Raw genomic sequence first — 2,624 nt, forward strand, 5'->3', positions numbered from 1 at the left:
CATCGAGGCCGCGGCGCGCCAGGCGGCGGCGCTGGCCGAGGCCGAGGGGCGGCGCGCGTTGAACGACGCGCTGAACACGCTGTCGTCGGCCCAGATCGACCTGCAGGTGCGCATGCAGCTGTTGCAGCAGCTGCCGCACATCATTGCGCAGGCGGTCAAGCCGATGGAGCAGATCGAGTCGATCCGCATCTTCCAGGTCAACGGCCTGGGCCAGGGCGGCGAGGGGGGCGGCGCGGCAGGATCGGCTCAGGCCGGCGGCGGTGGTACCGGTACTGGCACCGCCACCTTCCCTGAACAGGTCGTCAACTCGGCACTGCAGTACCAGATCGCCAAGCCCATCATCGACGCGGTGATGAAAGACGCCGGCCTGAACAACCAGGGCATCACCGGCATCAGCGAGTCGATCGCCGCGATGCTGCCGCCGACGCGGCACGCCGACACCGCGTCGTGAGGTCGGTGGCGGTCAGGCGCCGCGCCGCTTGCGCGGCACGAAGTTGAGCTTGCCACCGGCCTTCAGCGCCTCGGCCGTCACCTGCACCGGCTGTGCCGGCTGGTCCTGCAGCTGGTCGGGGTGCCACAGCACGAGTTGCGCCGCGCCCTCGGGCACGTTGTCGATGCGGGCGATGCCGTTCTCGTCGGTCTTCGCGAACCACGGCGTGTCGGTCACGTACACCTGCCCGCGCATCGACGCATGCAGGTGGCAGCCCAGCCCGATCGGGCCGGCCGTCTCGACCTTGATGTCGGCCTGCGAGCTGCCGGTCTTCTTGCCGCGCGGTGCGGTGGGCCTGTCGTCGCCGTACTCGGAAACGCGGCCACCAGCCGCCGGCGCCGACTCCGCGGCATCCAGCCGGATCTCGAAGCTCTTCACCGCCGGCATGCTGCCCAGCGGCCCGCTCGGCACCGAGCGCACGTGGTGGTCGTAGCTGTCGCGGTTCAGGAAGCGCAGCGTCGTGCCGGCCGGCACCACCGTCAGGAAGGGCGCGAAGCGCAGGTTCTCCTGCGCGATCACGACCGGCGCCGCCGGCGGCTTCAGCAGCGGCTTGATCGCCGGCTCGATCAGCACGACGGTGTCGATGGCCGGCTTGCCGTCGGCATCGGTCACGAGGACCTGCACGCTGGCGGCCTGCGCGTCCAGCGCGAGGAGGGTGGTCAGGGCGAGCGCGAGGGCGCGCAGGGTCGGGTGGGAAGCGGTCATGGTGTGCTGCAGTGTCGTGGTCATGGGTGGTGGGGTTCAGGGTGTGTTGATGATGTCGCGGTGCATCGGCGCCAGGTTGGCGAGCAGCTTGTTCTGCGTGGTGAACGCGATGCCTTGCGCCTGCATCGCCTGCTGCAGCACCTCGACCAGCGCGTTGAAGTTGTTCTTGTTGATGTCCATGCCGGCGTGCGCCTGCTTCATGTCCGGGCCCTTGCGCCGGCACGGGCCGCCGGCGACCTCGCAGAACTGCGTGACCAGCTCGGCCTTCACGTGGGCCTGGTCGACATCCTTGAAGAAGGGGTTCATCCGCGGGTCGGCCAGCAGCCGGACCATGAAGTCGTCGACCAGCTTCACGAGGCCGGGCTGCGCGCCGAGCTGCTGGTAGAGCGCGTCGTCGGCGGGTGGGGTGGTGGCGGTCTGGGCGTGGGCGCCGCCGGCCGCGAGCGCCGCGCCGAGCAGCAGCGCACGGGCCAGCGTGGAAAGGATGCGGGTCATCGTGGGTCTCCTGGCAGGGATCAGAACGCGATCTGCGCCGATACATACGCGCCGCTCTGCCGGCGCGTCACGACGCCCGGCACGATCTTGCCGAGGTCGACGTACGCGGCGGTCAGCGAGAAGTTCTTGCACGGCGCCCACGCGATGAACACATCGGCCCAGTCGTCCTCCTTCAGCGCGCCGGCGCCGAGTGCGGCGTTGTCGCGCAAGTTGTCGGGCTTCGATCGGTATTCGATGCCGGCCGCGATGTTCCTGCTGAACAGGTACGCCAGCGAGAACTCGGGCTGCAGCCGGTAGCTGTCGTGGTCGGTCGCGCCGAAGCCGAGCAGGCCGTTCTGGTTGGCCTTGGTGGCGCGCAGCGTCAGGTTGGCGAGCACGCCCTGCGCGAGGAACAGCTTGGTCGCGCTGAGGTAGACATCGGTGCCGCTGTCCTTGGCGCCGAACGCGGTGAGCACGTCGGCCAGCGGCCCGGAATGGGCCTTCTTGTACTGCAGGCCGACGGCGAGCTGCGGCATCCAGCTGTCGCTGTCGAGCACCGCATCGCCGGCCACGCGCACTTTCAGGCCGACGATGTCCTGCTTCAGCCGCAGGTCGTTGAACGACGGATCGCCCAGCACGCCGGCCAGTGCACCGCCGACCGGGCCGGTGTCGAAGTCCTGGTGGGCGAGCGAGAACTCGACGCGATCGTCCCAGGCCACGGCGGCGCCGTAGCCGCTCAGGCCGTAGTCCTGCGTCTTCACGCGGGTCGCGAAGGCCGAGCCGCCGAACTCGCGGGTCGTGCCGTAGCCGCCGGTCACGGCCCAGGGTGTCAGGCCGCCGCCGGCCGCGCCGTCGATGCTGCTGACGCCGCCGGTCAGCAGCAGCTTGCCGCCATAGGTGCTGCTCCGGTCTCTTATACACATCTGACGCTGCCGACGAATATAGTTGTGTAGAT

4 protein-coding genes are annotated in these 2,624 nt (G+C 69.6%); 1 reads left to right on the top strand and 3 read right to left on the bottom strand.

Annotation, left to right across the window (positions count from 1 at the left end):
• A partial coding sequence (locus AC1D15_RS26125; RefSeq protein WP_477828281.1) for a flotillin domain-containing protein occupies positions 1-451 on the top strand: 451 nt, incomplete at its 5' end.
• A gap of 12 nt (positions 452-463) precedes the next feature.
• Here AC1D15_RS26125 and AC1D15_RS26130 read toward each other — a convergent pair.
• From AC1D15_RS26130 to AC1D15_RS26140, 3 genes are read right to left on the bottom strand one after another with little or no spacing between them, the layout of a single operon-like run.
• Entirely contained in the window at positions 464-1,219 is a 756-nt protein-coding gene (locus AC1D15_RS26130) for a cupredoxin domain-containing protein (protein WP_477828282.1), read from the bottom strand.
• Between the two features lie 12 nt (positions 1,220-1,231).
• Positions 1,232-1,690, bottom strand: coding sequence for a group I truncated hemoglobin (locus AC1D15_RS26135; protein WP_477828283.1), 459 nt, complete (start codon positions 1,688-1,690; stop codon positions 1,232-1,234).
• 20 nt (positions 1,691-1,710) lie between these two features.
• On the bottom strand, positions 1,711-2,592 hold the full coding sequence (locus AC1D15_RS26140; RefSeq protein ID WP_477828284.1) for a DUF3034 family protein: 882 nt from the start codon (positions 2,590-2,592) through the stop codon (positions 1,711-1,713).
• Positions 2,593-2,624 lie beyond the last annotated feature (32 nt).

This window comes from Rhizobacter sp. P2_H2, assembly GCF_056403375.1.

Bases quoted from the DNA above. Each gene is read 5' to 3' on its own strand.
- AC1D15_RS26130 (WP_477828282.1), bottom strand. From the start codon at position 1,219: ATGACCACGACACTGCAGCACACCATGACCGCTTCCCACCCGACCCTG.
- AC1D15_RS26135 (WP_477828283.1), bottom strand. From the start codon at position 1,690: ATGACCCGCATCCTTTCCACGCTGGCCCGTGCGCTGCTGCTCGGCGCG.
- AC1D15_RS26140 (WP_477828284.1), bottom strand. From the start codon at position 2,592: ATGTGTATAAGAGACCGGAGCAGCACCTATGGCGGCAAGCTGCTGCTG.